Source organism: uncultured Sphingomonas sp. (genome assembly GCF_964250165.1).
GTDB lineage: Bacteria > Pseudomonadota > Alphaproteobacteria > Sphingomonadales > Sphingomonadaceae > Sphingomonas.
Genome location: NZ_CAXUEK010000002.1, coordinates 72,604 through 87,983 on the forward strand (window position 1 = coordinate 72,604; position 15,380 = coordinate 87,983).

Here is a 15,380-nt window from a genome sequence, read left to right on the forward strand (position 1 = left end):
CGGAGTCCGCGCTCACCACAGCCGGCTACCCGGCACGCCCTTGAACGGCCCCGCCAGGTCGGCCGTGATCCAGCCGCCATAGAAGCCGCCCGGCTGCGGCACGACACGCTCGCCATCGACACAGCAGGCGTCCAGGGGCGCGGCGTAGAAGGCCAGATGGTCGCGCAGCATGGCGAACGGCGCGGTCGGGGCGGGATAGCTCCAGGCGACATCGCGCAGCGTCTCGCCGGCGATCTGGAGATCGTAATAGACCGCCTCGCCCTTCCACTCGCAGAAGGATCGCCGCGCCGACGGATGCAGGACCGCCATCAGCACGTCGGCCGGCGGCAGGTAATAGCTCGGCGGATGGCTGGTCTCCAGCGTGCGGACGGCCGCGCGGCTGTCGGCGACCGTGACGCCGCGGTGCGCGATGCGCACGTGCCGGTGCGTGCGCTCGGCGATGGCGGGCCGCGGATAGCGCCACACGCTCTCCTGCCCGGGCAGCACGGGATCGGGCGCGACCGGGCTCACCGCATCGCCTCCCGGCGACGGAGCCACCGCTGCAGGCCGGGCCTGACCTTCAGGAACGCCACGTAGCCCCGCTCCAGCAGGCCGAGCAGCGCCGGATTGCGCGCCATCAGGCCCAGCGGCCGCAGGATCGGGATCGCCCGCCACATCGCCGCGAAGGCGGCCGCACCCGACAGCAGGACGCCGTCCTCGCGCGCATGGAACCGCGCGAGCAGCGCCGCCCGATCGACGGGACAGTCGTTCGCGCCCGCGGCCGCGTCGACGAAGCGGATGCGACGGCCGCGGTCGAGCCGGCGCATCACGGCGATCTCGCGTCGGCACAGCGGGCAGTCGCCGTCGTGCCACACCGTCAGCTCGCTCATCATCAGCTCGCTCATCGCGGGGCACCCGGGCCCGGGATGCACTCGCGGAGCCGCTCGGCGAGCAGGGTCATGCCGCCAGATAACGCGCGAGGTCGTCGCTGCCGCCGATGCGCTCGCCCGCGACGAACACCTGCGGCGTCGTCGCGACGCCCTGCTCCTCCTCGAACGCATCGACCTCCGCGCGCGACGACAGGATGCGGTCGTCGACCGTGAAGCCCGCCTGTTCGAGCATCTGCTTGGCCCGCACGCCGAAGGGACAGACATGGTCGGGCAGCACCATGCGGTACAGGATCGCGGTCTTGGCATCGCTCATGGCCGTACTCCGTCGACGGAAGGATCGGCCTCTACAGCGAAGCAGCGCTCCGGGCGTTCCGCCGCCGTTGCTCGGTCGCCGCCTGCCACAACCCGCCCATCTCCGCGTCCAGCTCCGCAGGATCGAGCGGATAGAGGCCGGAGCCCGGATAGAATGTCATCTCGCCGAACTTCGGCTGCCCGGCGATGTCGTAGAAATCCACGCGCACGAAATCGAAGTCGCCACCCAGCGTCTCGGCGGCACGGATCATCTCCGGCATCGACCGCGGGCATGGCGGCGCGTCGGTGCTGACCGTGCGTCGTCGCCAATCGCGATCCAGCACGATCCAGCGGTGCGCCGTCTCCCGCTCGAGATGCACCTGGATGAAGGCGACCCGCCCCCCGAAGACGAAGAGCTTGTAGTCGATCGGCAACACGCCGGACGCGCCGACGAACGGCTCGATGAGCAAGCCCGGCGTGATGCCGGTGTACAGCCATTCGTCGAGCCAGTAGCCGTAGCGGCGCGTCACCCACCGGCGCGTGCGCCGGCGCAGCTGCTCCCAATCCTGCTGCGGCGAGCGGACGAACGCCCGCTGGTTGCAGCCGTGCCGGCTCTTCACGACGAGGGGAAGCGGCCAATGCGGCCGCGCGGGCAGTTCGCGGCCATGCCACAGGGTGGGGATGATCCATTCGGGGCCGAGGATCGCCGCCACCTCGTCCTTCACCGCGACCTTGTCCGCCAGGCGAGGGAAACGCGGATCGCGCTCGTAGAGCTTCCGGTGCTGGATCAGCTCGGTGAACAGGTGGGGTGTCGAGAGCCGCGCGATGCGGCCATGGCGGCACAGATAGGTCAGCTGGACACGCAGTCGGGCGAGCGCGGCGCCGCTCACCGTTGGGCCGGACCGCCTGTTCTGGATCAAGATGACCATTTCCACGCTGGAGTTCGGCGGCCGTGAGTCTGGCGTGCCCCTGCTTGCCCGCCCTGGGAACCGATACGTCGCAGGGCAGCGGAAAGACGCCGGCACGTTCGCCACGTAAGAGGATATCGGCCGCGGTGTTTCATGATACGCTCTTTCTCCCGGCAAGTTATCGGGGGATGAACGATGCGGGCGTTGCGAAGAGTCATGGCGGATTGGCCGGCGGTCTCGACCGGTCCCGCCGCGGCGCCGATCGTCCGCGCCACCGCCGGCCCGAACCGACCGATCGCCGACGGCTGGGTCGAGGACGACGATCCGCTCGGGGCCACGGCGCGATGAGCTGGGCCAATTGGTCGGGCAGCGTCCGCGCCGGCGCGACCGTCCGGCGACCGCGCGACGAGGGCGAGCTCGCCGCGATCGTGCGCACCGCGCGGACCGTGCGCGCGACGGGCGCCGGGCATTCGTTCATGCCGCTATGCGAGACCGACGACACGATCGTCTCGTTGGAAGACATGGCGGGCGCGATGACGGTCGCGCCCGACCGCCGCACCGCGCAGATCCCGGCCGGCTGGAGCATCAAGCGGCTGACCGCGGCGCTGTGGGAGGAAGGGCTGGCGCTGGCCAACCAGGGCGATGTCAATCCGCAGTCGCTGGCCGGCGCGATGGCGACGGGCACGCACGGCACGGGACGCGAGCTCGGCAACCTTTCCTCCTTCGCGCGCGGCTTCCGCCTGATCGGCGCGGACGGCGAGGCGACCTGGTGCGACGCGACCACCAACCCCGCGCTGTTCGAGGCGCAGCGCCTGTCGCTCGGCCTGTTCGGCATCGCGACCGAGATCGCGTGCGAGGTCGTGCCCGCCTTCCACCTCGTTGAGCGGATCGAGAAGCGCCCGTGGGCGGAGATCCGCGAACGCTATCACGCCATGGCAGCCGAGCTGCGCCACGTCGAGTTCTGGTTCTTCCCGCATGCCGACAGCGTCATCCTGAAGACGCTGGCGACGACCGATCCGTGCGATCCGCCGCTCTCCACCCGTGACATGGAGGAGGCCACCTTCCGCCGCCTGCTGAATATCGGCGCGCTGATCCCGCTGTTGGTGCCGACCCTCCAGCGAGTGATGATGCGATCGGCGATGAAGGGCCGGCGCTACGGCCCGGCGCACGCGATCTTTCCGTCGGACCGCACCATCCCCTTCGAGGAAATGGAATATGAGATGCCGGTCGCCGCCGGGCTGGGTGCGCTGGAGGAGGTGGTGGGCTGGATCCGCCGCAAGCGGCTGCCGGTCTCCTTCCCCTTCGAGTTCCGCATCGTCGCGCCCGACGATATCTGGATGAGCCCGATGAACGCCGGCCCCGTCGCGGCGATCTCGATGCATCAATATGCGAAGATGCCCTGGCGCGCGCTGTTCGCCGAGGCCGAGGCGATCTTCCGCGCACATGGCGGCCGCCCGCACTGGGCGAAGCGCCACACCCTGTCGCGGGCGGACGTCGACGCGCTCTACCCCATGGCCGAACGCTATCGGGCGGTGCGGCGAGAGGCCGATCCGGCGGGCAGGTTCCTCAACGGTCATCTCGCGGAGCTGTTCAGCTGATGGACGATCGGCAGCTCCATGCGCATCTGATCGGCCGGCAGGGGTCGCGCGCCGCGCTCAACACGCCGGCGCTGGTGCTCGATCTCGATCGGCTCGACCGCAACATCGCGGCGATGCAGGCGAAGGCCACCGCGCACGGCGTCGCGTTGCGCCCGCATGCCAAGACGCACAAGTCGAGCGACATCGCGCGGCGCCAGCTGGCCGCCGGCGCGGTCGGGCTGTGCTGCGCCAAGATCGGCGAGGCCGAGGTGCTGAGCGACGACGGCGTCACCAGGCTGCTCATCACCTCGCCCGTCGCCGCGCCGGGCGCGATCGAGCGGCTGGCGCTGCTCGCGCAGCGGGCGCCGGGGCTCGCCGCGGTGGTCGACGATCCCGCCGTCGCCGCGCGGATCGAGCACGCGCTCGCGGCCGCGGACGCGACGCTGGACGTGATGATCGACATCGATCCCGGCATCCGCCGCACCGGCGTCGCCTCGCCCGCGGCGGCCGTCGCGCTGGCGACGGCGATCGCCGCCTGCCCTCACCTCCGCTATCGCGGCGTGCAATTCTATTGCGGGATGCAGCAGCATATCGAGGATTATGCCACCCGCCGCGCCGCGATCGAGGAGCGGACCAGCTATCTGGGCCAGGTGATCGCGGCGCTGGCGGCGGCCGGCTTCCCCCCGACGATCGTCACCGGCTCGGGCACCGGCACGCACGCGATCGATCTCGCGCTGGGGGTCTTCACCGAGCTGCAGGCCGGCTCTTACGTCTTCATGGACCGCCAGTATCTCGATTGCGATCTGGACGGCAGCGGCGGCGCGCCGTTCGAGACCGCGCTGATGGTCGATGCGCGCGTCGTCAGCGCCAACCACGCGGCGCTGGTGACGATCGACGCCGGCTTCAAGTCGTTGTCCACGGACGGCGGTGCGGCGCGGGTGACGACCGGGGCGGCGCCAGAGACGGCCTTCGCGTTCATGGGGGACGAACATGCGGCGCTGATCGCGCCCGACATCGGCCTGCGGCTGCGCGCGGGCGATCCGGTCACGCTGACGGTGCCGCACTGCGATCCGACGGTGAACCTCTACGACCATTACCACGTCGTCCGCGGCGACACCCTCGTGGACATCTGGCCGGTGAGCGCGCGGGGTCGGGCGCGGTGACGTTCCGCCCGCCGGAAGTGGCGGCGATCCTGTTCATCGGCGTGATCGGCGTGCTGATCCCGGGCTTGCAGCCGCAGCTGCTCGGCGCGCTCGCGGCAGAAGGGCGCATCTCGGTCAACGCGCTGGGCCCGCTCGCGACGGTCGAGCTGCTGGCGATGGGGGCCGCTGCCGGCGGGGCAAACTTCGTGCTGCCCGCGGATCGGTTGCGCCCGATCGCCGCCCTGGCGCTGCTCGCGAGCGTCGCGCTCGACGCTTCGAGCCCGTCACTCGCGACCGGCGGTCTCTTCGCGGCGCGGATCGGCGCGGGTCTGGCCGAAGGGACGCTGATCTGGCTGGTCATCGCCTTTATCGTGCGTCGGCACCGGCCGGAGCGCTGGTCGGGCATCTATCTCGCGCTGCAGACTGCCGGGCAGTTCGCGGTGGCGAGCCTGCTCGGGCTGCTGGTGGCGGACAGCGGCGCTGGCTTTACGACATTGGCGATCGTGACCATCGCCGGGCTGATCGCCGTGCCGCTCCTGCCGCGGGCCTATGCGCCGATCGTCGCGGCCGACGAAGCCGGCGGCGCGATCCCGGCCCGCGGCTATCTCGCGCTGCTCGGCGCGTTGCTGATGCTCGCCGGCGCGGTCGCGGTCTGGGTCTATGTCGAGCCGCTCGGCTTGCAACGCGGCGTGCCGCCCGGGCTGCTGCGGGTGGTCGCGCCGCTCTCGCTGGCGATGCAGGTGCTCGGCGCCGGCGTCGCGAGCGTGCTGGCCGACCGGCTCCGCGCCCGGATCGTCATGGCCGGCATGCTGGTCGCCGACCTGCTGGTGCTGGCCCTCATGGCCGCGCCCCCCACGCCGATCATGTTCGTCGCCGCCACCGCCGCGTTCGGCTTCCTGTGGCTGTTCGCGATGCCGTTCCAGGTGCCGCTGGTGGTCGCGGCCGATCCCAGCCGCCGCGCCGCGCTGCTGATCGGTGGCGCGCAGCTCACCGGATCGAGCCTGGGGCCGCTGATCGCCGCCCAGCTGGTCAGCGCGCGCGACCTCCTGCCCGTCCTCCGGTTCGGCGCGGTGGCGCTGGCGGTCGGCATCGGCCTGCTGATCGGCGTCGGCCGGCCGCGCCCGCGTACGGCGTGATCCCTCACCGGTCGCAGGCGAAACAGGCGCCAACCTGATCCGCCAACCTGATCCCTGTGCCCGCCGGCCTCACCCCGGCTATAGCCAGACGGGTGGCCGCCGCGCAGCCCAGGGCATCTCCTTCTCGATCTGCCCCGCCAGCCGATACAGCGTCGCCTCGTCGGCGTAACGGGCGGTGAACATCATGCCGATCGGCAGCCCGTCCGTGCTCATGCCCAGCGGCAACGACACCGACGGCTGGCCGGTGAAGTTGAACACCGCCGCGAACGGGAACAGCGCGGTCTGCCGCCTGGCGATCTCGCCCGGCGCGACCGCCGCCGGATCGGTGAACCCGATCGGCGGCGGCGGCGCCGTCATCACCGGGCAGAGATAGACGTCGATCGCGTCGAACCGTCGCACCACGGCGCGCGTGAGCATCCGCAGTTCCTGATAGCCCCAGAACGCCTGCTCGCCCGTGACCAGCCGCGAGCCCTGCAGCGCCGCCCAGGTCAGCGGCTCCAGCTCGTCCTCGCGCGGTTCGCGCCCGACCTCGTCGATGACGCGCCGCATCCCCGCGGCGAAATTGGCGGCCGACACGGGCGCCCGCGTTTTCGCCATCGCGCGATGATCGACGCCCAGCCCTTCCTCGCGCACCTCGTGCCCCAGCGCCGCGAGCGTCGTCGCGGTGCGTTCCAGCACGGCGCGGACCTCGGGATCGATCGGCCGCCCCGATGGCGTGTCGCCCGACCAGGCGATCCGAAGCCTGTCCACCGCCCGGCCGACTTCGTCCAGGTAGGGTCCCGCCTTGGCCGGAACCGCATAGGGCGATCCGGGTTCCGGAACGCCGGTCGCGTCGAGCATGGCCGCGCTGTCGCGGACGCTGCGGGTCACCACATGATCGACGCAGAAGCCCATCGCATAGTCGAAGCCGTCGGGCAGGTTCGGCACCCGGTCGCGGGTCGGCTTCATGCCCACCAAGCCGCAGCACGCGGCCGGGATGCGGATCGAGCCGAGCCCGTCCGACGCATGCGCCATCGGCACCATCCCCGCCGCCACCGCCGCCGCCGATCCGCCCGACGAGCCGCCGGCGATATGCGCGGGATTCCAGGGATTGCGGACGGCGCCGTGGGCGGCCGTTTCGACATTGCCGACGATGCCGTATTCGGACGACGCGCCGCGCCCGAGCATCACGACGCCCGCCGCCCGGTAGCGGCGCGCGAGGCCGGTGTCCGCGCGGTCGACGACATCCGCGCAGAAGACGCTGCCGCTGGTGCGCGGCCACCCGGCGACGCCGATGCCGAAATCCTTGACCAGAAAGGGTACGCCGGTGAACGGCCCGGCGGGCAACGGCCCCGCCGCGATCCTCCGCGCCGCCTCGGCATCGCGGAAGACGACCGCGTTCACCGTCGCGTCGAGCCGCTCGATGCGCAGCAGCGCCGCTTCCACCAGCTCGCCCGCGGAAACCTCGCGGGCGCGGACCAGCGCCGCCAATCCCAGCGCGTCATAGGAAGAATAGTCCTGCATCGCCGGCTCCGCCGTGTCCCGCACCAGGATGGCGCAGATCGTCGAAGCGGACAACGCGATGCTTTCGCGCCGACGCGCGAGGCAGGGAGGCGCGGAACCTGCCCCATGCTCGCCGGGGATCGGCGTCTCCGCTCGAGGGAGGCTCGCGTCCGGCTAGATCGATGCGACCGGAAGCGTCAGTGCCGCCCTCAGGCCGGAGGTCGCTGGCGCGCGGGAGAGGGCGAGCTTGCCGCCATTCAGTTCGGCCAGCTCCTGGGCGATCGACAGCCCGAAGCCATGCCCGTCCCCCCGTTCGTCGAGCCTGCGGCCGGGCACCAGGGCTTGATCGATGGCGACTTCACCGAGCCCCGGACCATCGTCGTCAATCGTCAGCGCGACGGCTGCTGCCTCCATCCGCGCCTCGATTCTGATCGCCGAACGGGCGTGCCGCCACGCATTGTCGAGCAGGTTGCCGACCATCTCGTCGAGGTCCTGGGGATCGACCGCGACGGCGAGGGCCGGCGCGACCTCCACCGCGACGGCCACGGGCCGTTCGGCATGGATGCGCTCCAGGGCCGTCACCAGGTCCATGACGGCCGGCCGGAGAGACGTATGCGCGCGTCGATTGCCGCCGGGCGCCGCGGCGCGCGCGCGACCGAGGTGATGGCGGACACGCCGGTCGATCTGCGACACCATGGCGCGCAGGCTGCCGTCGGGATCGTGTCCCGCCTCTGCCAGCCTGACGCCGAGCGCCGCGAGCGGGGTCTTCAGCCCATGCGCCAGATTGGAGACGTGCCGGCGCGCGTGCGCCAGTCCCTCCTCGTTCTGGTCGATCAACGCATTGAGCTCGGCCGCCAGCGGCGCGATCTCGGCCGGCTGATCGGTCGGGATATGGCGCAGCCGCCCCGCCCGCACGTCGCCGAGTTCGCGGCGGAGCCGGCGGAGCGGCCGCAGCCCGAACCGCAATTGCAGCCCCGTCGCCAGCGCCAGCGCGCCGCCCAGCAGCGCGAGCGACAGCAGCAACGGCACCATCGCCTCCCGCAGCGGCGCGACCGCCACGCGGCGCGGCCCGGCCGCCGTCAACAGCACCGCTCCCGCTCGGGTCGACACGGCCATCTGACGGAAGTGGAGCCGCTCTCCCGTCGCGTCCCGTCCTTCGCCGGGGTGCGGGCCAGGATCGTCGCGTCGCCCATCGTCTCGGCCGTGCGGTCGCCATGGCGGCAGCGGCGCCGCGGTCGGCACGATCACCGCCCCGCCGGCCCAATGGCCCGCCGGACCATCCACGCGCCAGCCCCAGCCCGAACCCGCCTCCTCGAACGCCGGCAAGCTGATCGCGCGCGCACCGTCGAGCCTGCCGTCCGGTCGAACGGCCCGGGCGAGGACGGTCACCTGCGCATCGAGCTGCTGATCGAGACCGCGGATCACGAACCGCTCCAGCACATGCCCGATCGTGACGGCGGCGAACGCCAGCGCGGCGATTGTCGTGACCGTCGCGATGCCGAGCAGGCGGCCGAACAGCGAGCGCGGCCAGACTCTCATGCCGGGCCGGCGGTCAGCCGGTAGCCGCGCCCGCGCACCGTCTCGATCATCGCCGCCCCGATCTTGCGCCGGAGCCGACCGACGATGACTTCGATCGAATTGGAATCGACGTCCGCATCGCCCTCGTAGACGCGTTCGATCAACTCGGCGCGCTCGATCACCGCCTCCTTGCGCAGCGTCAACGCCGACAGCACCCGCCACTCGAACGCGGTCAGTTTCAGGGGCAGGCCGTCCAGCTCGAACGATCCCAGCTGCGCGTCGAAGCTGAGCGGGCCGCACGCGATGGTCGCGCTCGCGTGCCCGGCGGCGCGCCGGACCAGCGCGCGAAGGCGCATCACCACCTCCTCCATGCGGAACGGCTTGGTGAGGTAATCGTCGGCGCCGGCCTTGAACCCCGCCACCTTTTCGGACCAGCCATCGCGCGCCGTCAGGATCAGCACGGGCAAGCTGCGTCCCTCGGCACGCCACTCGCGCAAGACCGACATGCCGTCCCGCCCGGGCAGGCCGAGATCGAGCACCGCGGCGTCGTAAAGCTCGGTCGAGCCGAGATGGCCCCCGTCCTCGCCATTATCGGCGACGTCGACCGCGAAGTTCTCGGCGCGAAGCGCGCGCGCGATGCCCTCGGCCAGCACCCTGTCGTCCTCGACCAGCAATACCCGCAACCGCCGATCCCTTCGGAGGAAGAATAGCCTGCCAAGCCAAACCGAATCTGAACCGGGAGGTTCAGCGTGGGTGGGGACGACTCGTATAGAAGGCATCATCGAACACCAAGGAGATCACTCAATGCCCGACACCGACACCCGTTCGCCTCTCCAAAGGCTCCGGAACCCTCGCTCGGCCGCGCTCGCGGCCATCGTCCTGCTGGCCGTGGGCGGTGGCGCCGGGGCGGTCGCGATGCAGGCCACACGGCCGTCCGTGACGATGGCGCCCGCCACACCCGTCGCGATCCGATCGCTCGCGTCGAGCGGCATCGTCACCGTCAAGGGCCGCGTCGCCGAAATCTACGGCAACAAGTTCATCCTGGCCGATGCGAGCGGCCGGGCGCTGGTCGATACCGGCCGCGAAGGCGAAGGCGGCGGGCTCGTCACCACCGGCGAGCCGGTGACGGTGCAAGGCCGCTTCGATCGCGGGTTCGTCCACGCCGCATTCCTGGTCGGCCCGGACAACAAGGTGACGGCGCTAGGGCCGCTCGGCGGGCCGCATGACGGCCCGCGGCACGGACCGCGGCACGGGCCCGACGATGGCCCCGACGCGCCCCCGCCCGGTGCCGATCGCGTTGGCCCTGCTTCCCCGGCGGCGCCGGTCGCACCGAGCGGCACTCCTGCTTCGGCGGCCGCGCCGGCCGGCCCTGCCGACACGGGCCATTGACCCGTTCGGCGTAGGCGGTTTTGGGGGCGGGCTGATGCTCACCCCCAAGCCGGCGGCCAGGGCGTGCGGCTCGTAGCTGGCCCAACCATAGGACCGGCCGATGGCGACGATTGCAGCGAGCGAAAAAGACGACAACGGACGGAGGGCGAACGCGACGCGGGGCAAGCGCGCGCTCCAGGCCCTCAACTTCTTCATGGCCGATATGCAGGCTGGGATCGGCCCCTTCCTGGGCGTCTTCCTGCAGCAGCGTGGATGGGCGACGGGGCCGATCGGCACGGTGATGACGGCGGGTGGGGTCGCCGGAATGCTGTTCACCGCGCCGGCCGGAGCGTTCATCGACCACACCACGAAGAAGCGGACGGTGGTCGTGGTGACCGGCATCTGCACCGTCGCGGCCTCGTTCCTGATCCTGCTTTCACAATCTGGCCTGGTCGTCACCGTCAGCCAAGTGGCCACCGCCGTCGCCGGCGCCGCGATCGGCCCCGCCGTTGCAGGCATGACGCTCGGGATCGTTCATCAAAAAGGCTTCAACGCGCAGAACGGGCGCAATCAGGCGTGGAACCATGCCGGCAATATGGTCGGCGCTGCGCTGTCCGGCTGGCTCGGATGGAAGTTCGGCATGCCGGCCATCTTCTACCTCGCCGCCGTGTTCGGGCTGCTCGCCATTACGTCGGTGCTGCTGATACCGGCGCGCGCGATCGACCATCAAGCCGCGCGTGGGCTCGAACAAGGAGACAGCGGCGATGCTGGCGGAGGACGGGCCGAGGGGCTCCGCGTGCTGCTGCGGAACAAGCCGATGCTGATCCTCGCCGCCTCGCTCGCCCTCTTCCATCTCGGCAACGGGGCGATGCTGCCGCTCTATGGCCTCGCGGTCGTCGGCGCCGGCAAGGGCAACCCTGCCCTGTTCACCGCCACGACCGTGATCGTCGCGCAAGCGGTGATGATCGTCACGTCGCTGATCGCGATGCGCGTTGCGGCCGGCAAGGGCTATTGGCTGGTCATGCTGATCTCGTTCGCGGCGCTGCCGGTGCGCGGGCTGATCGCTGGTTCCGTCATCGAGCATTGGGGCGTGTGGCCCGTTCAGGTGCTGGACGGCATCGGCGCGGGGCTGCAAAGCGTCGCGGTGCCAGGGCTGGTCGCATGCCTGCTCGACGGCACGGGCCGGGTGAACGTCGGCCAGGGCGCGGTGATGACGGTACAAGGACTGGGCGCGTCCCTCAGTCCCGCGATCGGCGCCTGGCTGGCGGAGCTGCTCGGCTATCGCATCGCCTTCTTCATCCTCGGCGGCTTTGCGCTAGGCAGCCTGGCGCTGTGGCTGGGGTTTGCCGCGACGCTACGGCCGGCGTGCGCCGGGGGTCGGAACGACAAGCAACCGGCTGCCGCGTGACGGCCGCGCTACCCGCCTGGATCATTTGCGTCGCGGCAACGGCCGGAGTCATCGCGCGCCCGTTCCGCTGGCCAGAAGCGATCTGGGCGGTCACGGGGGCGGTCCTGCTGGTGGCGTTCGGGCTCTTGCCAGTCGGGTCGGCGCTCGGCGCGGTCGCCGAGGGAACCGACGTTTACCTGTTCCTGACCGGCATGATGCTTCTCTCGGAAACCGCCCGCGCGGAAGGACTGTTCGACTGGGTCGCGGCGGCGGCGGTCAACCACGCGCACGCGTCGTCCGCGCGTCTGTTCGCGCTGGTTTATGGTGCGGGCGTGATCGTCACCACGTTCCTGTCGAATGACGCCACAGCCGTCGTGCTGACGCCGGCGGTCTATGCCGCCGCGCGGAAGAGCGGGGCGGAACCGCTGCCGCTGCTGTTCGCCTGCGCACTGGTCGCGAATGCCGCGAGCTTCGTGCTGCCGATCTCCAACCCGGCGAACCTGGTGCTGTATGGCGGGCACATGCCACCGCTCGGCGCGTGGCTGCGATCCTTCGCGCTGCCTTCGCTCGTCTCGATCGTGGCCACGTTCCTCGCTCTCAGGCTGATCGAGCGCCGCTCGTTGCGCCGCGCCTGCAGGCGCGACGTCGACCGGCCCGCCCTGTCGCGGGCTGGACGGGCGGCGCTGCTCGGGATCATCGCCACGGCGCTGCTGCTGATGGCCGTGTCGGCGTTCGATCGCCCGCTCGGCCTGCCGACCTGCCTGGCGGGAGCCGCGACCGCGCTGACGGTCAGCCTCATGGCGCGCCGCTCGCCGGCGACGGTGATCGGCGCGATCTCCTGGAGCGTGCTGCCGCTGGTCGCGGGGCTGTTCGTGCTGGTCGAGGCGCTCGATCGAACGGGCGTGGTCGGCGCGCTGGCCCGTGCGCTCGGCGACGCCGCTCGCGGTAGCGAACAGTTCGCCGCCGCGGGGGCGGGCACGATCGTCGCGTTCGGCTCCAACCTCATCAACAATCTGCCCGCTGGCCTGATCGCGAGCACCGCGATTGACCAGGCGCACGCGCCGCGCCTGGTCGTGGATGGGCTCTTGATCGGCGTCGACCTGGGGCCGAACCTCTCCGTCACCGGCTCGCTCGCAACGATCCTGTGGCTCTCCGCGATACGGCGCGAAGGCGAGGAGATAGGCTTCTGGCGGTTCCTGAAGGTCGGGGCCACGACCATGCCCCCGGCGCTGCTTGTCGCGCTCGGCGCACGATTGCTGATCGGATGAGTTTGCCAGGGCCGGCCACCGTCTTCCCTTGCCGCGCAGGGGTGGCCGGCGCGCAACACGGTGGCTGGCGGCGGACCTGGCGCACCCGACAGGATTCGAACCTGTGACCTCTGCCTTCGGAGGGCAGCGCTCTATCCAGCTGAGCTACGGGTGCGGACAGCGGGCGCGTAGCAGGCGGGCCGGTGGTTCGCCAGCCCCTACCGCTTGGCGCCGCGGCCTTGCGCCGCCAGCGTCACCGGCTGGAACTGGCCGAGGCCGCAGCTGGCGCCCTGGAACGGCCCGGTCGCGTGCAGCACATGGATGATGTCGGTCGAGCACAGCTCGCTGAGGCTCGTTTCGTAGGAATAGCGCTGCTCGAAACCAAGCTCCGGGCAGTTTGCCGGCAGCACGTTGCGATAGACGCGACCGTCGCGCATCACGAAGTCGATCGTGCGATCGTCACGCACCCGCGTCTCCCTGATCTGCGGGAGGCCGACGCAGCTGACCGGCGGCCCGGCGGGCGCGGCGTCGGGCACGCGGGAGGGACGGTCGGCGGCGGTGGCACTCGCGGCGAGGGCGATCAGCAGGGCAAGCGGCAGAGGGCGCATCGGGTCAGGTCCTTACGCCACGGGCGGCGGCGTCTTGGGCTTGAACGCGCAAAGGTCGGCGACGATGCACCGCCAGCACTCGGGTCGTCGCGCCTTGCAGACATAGCGGCCGTGCAGGATGAGCCAATGGTGCGCGTGCCGCCGGAACGGCGCTGGCGTGACCCTCTCCAGCCCCGCCTCGACCGCCAGCGGCGTCTTGCCGGGCGCCAGCCCGGTGCGGTTGCCGACGCGGAAGATATGGGTGTCGACCGCGATCGTGTCGGCCCCGAACGCGACGTTCATCACCACGTTGGCGGTCTTGCGCCCGACGCCGGGCAGCCGCTCCAGCGCGTCGCGATCGGCCGGGACCTCGCCGTGATGCTCGGCGAGCAGCTGGCGGCTGAGCGCGATGACGTTCTTCGCCTTGGTGTTGTAGAGGCCGATCGTCTTGATGTGCGCCTTGAGCGCCGCCTCGCCGAGCGCCACCATCGCCGCCGGATCCCGCACCTCCTCGAACAGACGCTGGGTGGCCTTGTTGACCGAGACGTCGGTCGCCTGCGCCGACAGCGCCACGGCGACCAGCAGCGTGTAGGGATTGATCCAGTCGAGCTCGGTCTCGGGCGACGGGTCCGCCTCGGCGAGCCGGCGGTAGAACTCGAATACATTCGTCCGGTTCATGGCGTGCGCTTCACAGGCCCAGCACGTCGCCCATGCGATAGCGGCCGGGCGCGCGGCCGTGGAGCCACAGCGCCGCGCTGACCGCGCCGTGCGCGAAAATGGTGCGGTCCTGCGCCAGGTGGCTGAGCTCGACCCGCTCGCCCTCGCCCGCGAACACGACCCGATGGTCGCCGATCACCGCGCCGCCGCGCAGGCTCGCGAACCCGATCGTGCCGTCCGTCCGCGCGCCGGTCAGCCCGGCGCGGCTGTCGACGCGCAGCTCGCCCAGCGTCGCGCCCCGCCCCGCCGCCGCCGCCTCGCCGAGCAGCAGCGCGGTGCCGGACGGCGCGTCGACCTTGTGGCGATGGTGCATCTCGACGATCTCGATGTCCCACTCCGGGCTCAGCTTCGCCGCCGCCTCGCGCACCAGCTGCGCGAGCAGCGTGACGCCGAGCGAGGTGTTGCCGGTCTGGAGCACCGCGATCTCGCCCGCGGCCGCGTCGATCGCCACCTGATGCGCGGCCGACAGCCCGGTGGTGCCGATCAGGATCGGTGTTCCTGCCGTGCGCGCCGCGGCGAGGTGCGCCGGCAGGCCCGCCGGCGAGGAGAAATCGACCAGCACGTCCGCCGCGCGCGCGAGCGGGGCGGGATCGTCGCCCGCGTCGGTGCCGCCGGCCAGCGTCGCGCCGGCGGCCTCGATGGCGAGCCCGAGCGCGCGGCCCATGCGGCCGAGCGAACCGTAGATGCCGATGTTCGTCATGCGCCGCGATCTTGGCACAGTGCGGCCGGCCCGTCACCCGGCGCCGCCACCATGCCGGGCGATCCGCCGCTGCCGGCCGCAACCTTGACTTTTGCCGCACCGCAGTGCACATGCACCGCCATCGAGGCGTTCGCGCAGCGTGATCGCCCTGGGCCAGGCCCGGGGCAGGCTCCGCCTCGGTCGCTGCCAGGATTCCCATATCACGCGGGGTTCCATCTCCCGCCGCCCGTGCGCTCGCAGCCGAGCGCGCGCCGGCACCCGTTGAAAGTCTCCCCATGTCCTTTTCCCCGCTTGGCCTCGCCAAGCCGCTGCTCGAGGCGCTCGCCGCCAAGAACTATGTCGAGCCCACCCCCATCCAGCGCGACGCGATCCCGCTGGTGCTGGAAGGCCGCGATCTGCTCGGCATCGCGCAGACCGGCACCGGCAAGACCGCCGCGTTCGTGCTGCCCTC

The 15,380-nt window shown here is 71.4% G+C and carries 18 protein-coding genes and 1 tRNA gene; 8 read left to right on the forward strand and 11 right to left on the reverse strand.

Annotation, left to right across the window (positions count from 1 at the left end; genetic code table 11):
• Positions 1–12 precede the first annotated feature (12 nt).
• From ACFE64_RS00800 to ACFE64_RS00815, 4 genes are all read right to left on the reverse strand, one after another.
• Positions 13–510, reverse strand: a complete 498-nt coding sequence (locus ACFE64_RS00800) for a DUF427 domain-containing protein (RefSeq protein WP_375390538.1) — start codon at positions 508–510, stop codon at positions 13–15.
• A complete protein-coding gene (locus tag ACFE64_RS00805; RefSeq protein ID WP_375390556.1) occupies positions 507–869 on the reverse strand; it encodes a DCC1-like thiol-disulfide oxidoreductase family protein in 363 nt (120 codons plus the stop codon). The genes ACFE64_RS00800 and ACFE64_RS00805 overlap by 4 nt, the downstream gene beginning before the upstream one ends.
• A 67-nt stretch (positions 870–936) precedes the next feature.
• On the reverse strand, positions 937–1,182 hold the full coding sequence (locus ACFE64_RS00810; RefSeq protein WP_375390539.1) for a glutaredoxin domain-containing protein: 246 nt from the start codon (positions 1,180–1,182) through the stop codon (positions 937–939).
• 31 nt (positions 1,183–1,213) lie between these two features.
• Complete coding sequence (locus ACFE64_RS00815) at positions 1,214–2,050, reverse strand: ATP-grasp fold amidoligase family protein (protein WP_375390540.1); 837 nt, start codon at positions 2,048–2,050, stop codon at positions 1,214–1,216.
• A 234-nt stretch (positions 2,051–2,284) separates the two neighbouring features.
• Here ACFE64_RS00815 and ACFE64_RS00820 point away from each other — a divergent pair, with 234 nt between their 5' ends.
• From ACFE64_RS00820 to ACFE64_RS00835, 4 genes are read left to right on the forward strand one after another with little or no spacing between them, the layout of a single operon-like run.
• On the forward strand, positions 2,285–2,416 hold the full coding sequence (locus ACFE64_RS00820; protein ID WP_375390541.1) for a hypothetical protein: 132 nt from the start codon (positions 2,285–2,287) through the stop codon (positions 2,414–2,416).
• Positions 2,413–3,666 carry a D-arabinono-1,4-lactone oxidase gene (locus ACFE64_RS00825; RefSeq protein ID WP_375390542.1) on the forward strand — a complete coding sequence of 418 codons (1,254 nt, stop codon included), beginning with the start codon at positions 2,413–2,415 and terminating at the stop codon, positions 3,664–3,666. The genes ACFE64_RS00820 and ACFE64_RS00825 overlap by 4 nt, the downstream gene beginning before the upstream one ends.
• A complete protein-coding gene (locus tag ACFE64_RS00830; protein WP_375390543.1) occupies positions 3,666–4,808 on the forward strand; it encodes a DSD1 family PLP-dependent enzyme in 1,143 nt (380 codons plus the stop codon). The genes ACFE64_RS00825 and ACFE64_RS00830 overlap by 1 nt, the downstream gene beginning before the upstream one ends.
• A complete protein-coding gene (locus ACFE64_RS00835; RefSeq protein WP_375390544.1) occupies positions 4,805–5,923 on the forward strand; it encodes a hypothetical protein in 1,119 nt (372 codons plus the stop codon). Before ACFE64_RS00830 ends, ACFE64_RS00835 begins: the two co-directional genes overlap by 4 nt.
• Before the next feature lie 78 nt (positions 5,924–6,001).
• Here ACFE64_RS00835 and ACFE64_RS00840 read toward each other — a convergent pair whose 3' ends face one another.
• The 3 genes from ACFE64_RS00840 to ACFE64_RS00850 all read right to left on the reverse strand — a co-directional run bounded on the left by ACFE64_RS00840 (position 6,002) and on the right by ACFE64_RS00850 (position 9,606).
• On the reverse strand, positions 6,002–7,480 hold the full coding sequence (locus ACFE64_RS00840) for an amidase (RefSeq protein ID WP_375390545.1): 1,479 nt from the start codon (positions 7,478–7,480) through the stop codon (positions 6,002–6,004).
• 99 nt (positions 7,481–7,579) lie between these two features.
• Entirely contained in the window at positions 7,580–8,944 is a 1,365-nt protein-coding gene (locus tag ACFE64_RS00845) for a sensor histidine kinase (protein ID WP_375390546.1), read from the reverse strand.
• The gene (locus ACFE64_RS00850; RefSeq protein ID WP_375390547.1) at positions 8,941–9,606 is read right to left on the reverse strand and encodes a response regulator; all 666 of its coding nucleotides are present in this window, start codon (positions 9,604–9,606) and stop codon (positions 8,941–8,943) included. The genes ACFE64_RS00845 and ACFE64_RS00850 overlap by 4 nt, the downstream gene beginning before the upstream one ends.
• 121 nt (positions 9,607–9,727) lie before the next feature.
• On the opposite strand from ACFE64_RS00850, the gene ACFE64_RS00855 reads away from it, so the two are divergent.
• From ACFE64_RS00855 to ACFE64_RS00865, 3 genes are all read left to right on the forward strand, one after another.
• Positions 9,728–10,312 (forward strand): hypothetical protein, encoded by a 585-nt coding sequence (locus ACFE64_RS00855; RefSeq protein WP_375390548.1) that lies wholly within the window; start codon positions 9,728–9,730, stop codon positions 10,310–10,312.
• A gap of 100 nt (positions 10,313–10,412) precedes the next feature.
• Positions 10,413–11,699 carry an MFS transporter gene (locus ACFE64_RS00860; protein ID WP_375390549.1) on the forward strand — a complete coding sequence of 429 codons (1,287 nt, stop codon included), beginning with the start codon at positions 10,413–10,415 and terminating at the stop codon, positions 11,697–11,699.
• On the forward strand, positions 11,696–12,946 hold the full coding sequence (locus ACFE64_RS00865; protein ID WP_375390550.1) for an arsenic transporter: 1,251 nt from the start codon (positions 11,696–11,698) through the stop codon (positions 12,944–12,946). The genes ACFE64_RS00860 and ACFE64_RS00865 overlap by 4 nt, the downstream gene beginning before the upstream one ends.
• Positions 12,947–13,023: 77 nt before the next feature.
• On the opposite strand, the gene ACFE64_RS00870 is transcribed toward ACFE64_RS00865, so the two are convergent.
• The 4 genes from ACFE64_RS00870 to dapB form a co-directional block, all read right to left on the reverse strand.
• Positions 13,024–13,100, reverse strand: a tRNA-Arg gene (locus ACFE64_RS00870).
• 43 nt (positions 13,101–13,143) lie between these two features.
• Positions 13,144–13,533, reverse strand: coding sequence for a hypothetical protein (locus ACFE64_RS00875; protein ID WP_375390551.1), 390 nt, complete (start codon positions 13,531–13,533; stop codon positions 13,144–13,146).
• Between the two features lie 12 nt (positions 13,534–13,545).
• Entirely contained in the window at positions 13,546–14,190 is a 645-nt protein-coding gene (gene nth, locus ACFE64_RS00880; RefSeq protein ID WP_375390552.1) for an endonuclease III, read from the reverse strand.
• Between the two features lie 10 nt (positions 14,191–14,200).
• Positions 14,201–14,929: a 4-hydroxy-tetrahydrodipicolinate reductase gene (dapB, locus tag ACFE64_RS00885; protein WP_375390553.1), complete on the reverse strand. Its 729-nt coding sequence runs from the start codon at positions 14,927–14,929 to the stop codon at positions 14,201–14,203.
• A 275-nt stretch (positions 14,930–15,204) separates the two neighbouring features.
• On the opposite strand from dapB, the gene ACFE64_RS00890 reads away from it, so the two are divergent.
• The coding region (locus ACFE64_RS00890; protein WP_375390557.1) for a DEAD/DEAH box helicase at positions 15,205–15,380 on the forward strand (176 nt) is incomplete at its 3' end.